We start from the raw sequence: 1,606 nt of genomic DNA on the forward strand, positions 1-1,606 counted from the left end.
AGCCGGAGCTGTTTCGCTACGCCTGCCGCTTCTCCGGCATCACCCGTCGCTCGCCCGCGCCGTCGCGGGTGACGCAACTGCTGCGCGAGTGCCTGGTGTTGGCGCACATAAACCATCCGGCGCCTGAGCCTTGTCCAATTCAGGTTTGATCTCGAACAGTGGATTGAGTAGCCGTTTTCAAGTCTGCGCGACGTGTTGGGGAGTTGGCAGTGCATTCGGGCTGCTTGGCTTCGATATTTTTTAATCGGCTATGTCCGGCACGTGCGCCGCCCGGCCCCTTATTTCTGCAAGTGGTGTCGATCTGATTCAGGCCCACTCGCGACACAGCAACGGTGTCAGTTTTCCCTAAGGCAACGCTGAACAAGCCCGTCAAAAAGCGCTGTTCAGATTCATGACGAGCTGATTCGATTCAAAAGGTGTCCCAGACCGGCACTTCCGATGAGCTATTGGGTCTGATTCCCAGCCTTTCGGCCCGTTTGCCGCCCTTATGGGCGCACCTGTGCCATCAAGCGTTGTCGGCCAAGGTAAATGTTGGCCAGTGCCAGAGCGGTGAATGCGCGCGTGGCGTTCTTCTGCAGCCCGCGGTAGCGCACTTTGCCAAAGCCCCACAACCGCTTGACCACGCCGAATACGTGCTCCACCCGCGAGCGGATGCGCGACTTGTTGCGGTTCCTGACCCTCACGGCTTCATCAACGATGCCGCCTCGGCGGGTGCGCTGGTTCGTGAAGTCCCGGGCCTTGGGCGCCTTGCCCTCGATCAGCGCCTTCTGGCTGGCGTAGGCGCTGTCGCCGTAGACGCGCTGCTCGTTACCGTGCAGCAGATCGGGCAAGGGGTGCTTGTCGTGCAAGTTGGCGGCAGTGACCACGGCGCTGTGCGCCATGCCCAATTGACTGTCCACACCGATATGCAACTTCATGCCGAAATACCATTGCTGACCCTTGCGGGTCTGGTGCATCTCGGGGTCCCGCGTCTTGTCGGCGTTCTTGGTCGAGCTTGGGGCGCCGATGATGGTGGCGTCCACGATGGTGCCGGTGTTGACCTTGAAGCCTCGCGCCTGCAACTCCTGGCCGACTTTGGTAAACAGGGCTTCGCCCAGTTTGTGCTCATTGAGCAGGCGGCGAAACTTGAGCAAGGTGGTGGCGTCGGGCACGGGCTCACGGCCCAGATCGATTCCCACGAAGCGGCGCAGGCTAGCACTGTCATAGAGCGCTTCTTCACAAGCCAGGTCAGCCAGATTGAACCAGTGCTGGATGAAGTGGATGCGCAACATGCGCTCCAGGCCGATGGGCGGGCGCCCGTTGCCGGCCTTGGGGTAATAGGGCTCGATGACTTCACACAGTGCCGCCCACGGCACGATGGCATTCATGGTCTTGAGGAACTCCTCTCGCCGTGTGGGCCTGCGGTAGTGCTCGTATCCCGCGCCTTGATCGGCGGCCATCGACAGGGTCTGCTGTTTCATCGCCAATTAACGCTCGACCCGCGTCGGCCGTGGACTTGTTCAGCATTGCCTTAGGTTCGGCGCACCCCCGATGGTGGATACGGCTGAGTGCCAAGGCGCTTTGGTGGCGGCTCACTTGATGGGACCCCGGCCGGGAAGGGAGTTGC

General features: G+C 61.3%; 1 protein-coding gene. It reads right to left on the reverse strand.

Going from position 1 to position 1,606, the window contains the following annotated elements; translation table 11 throughout:
• Positions 1-485 precede the first annotated feature (485 nt).
• Positions 486-1,460: an IS5 family transposase gene (locus GX466_09310; GenBank protein ID NLH94393.1), complete on the reverse strand. Its 975-nt coding sequence runs from the start codon at positions 1,458-1,460 to the stop codon at positions 486-488.
• Positions 1,461-1,606: the final 146 nt, after the last annotated feature.

This window comes from Candidatus Cloacimonadota bacterium (assembly GCA_012516855.1).
Lineage (GTDB): Bacteria > Cloacimonadota > Cloacimonadia > Cloacimonadales > Cloacimonadaceae > Syntrophosphaera.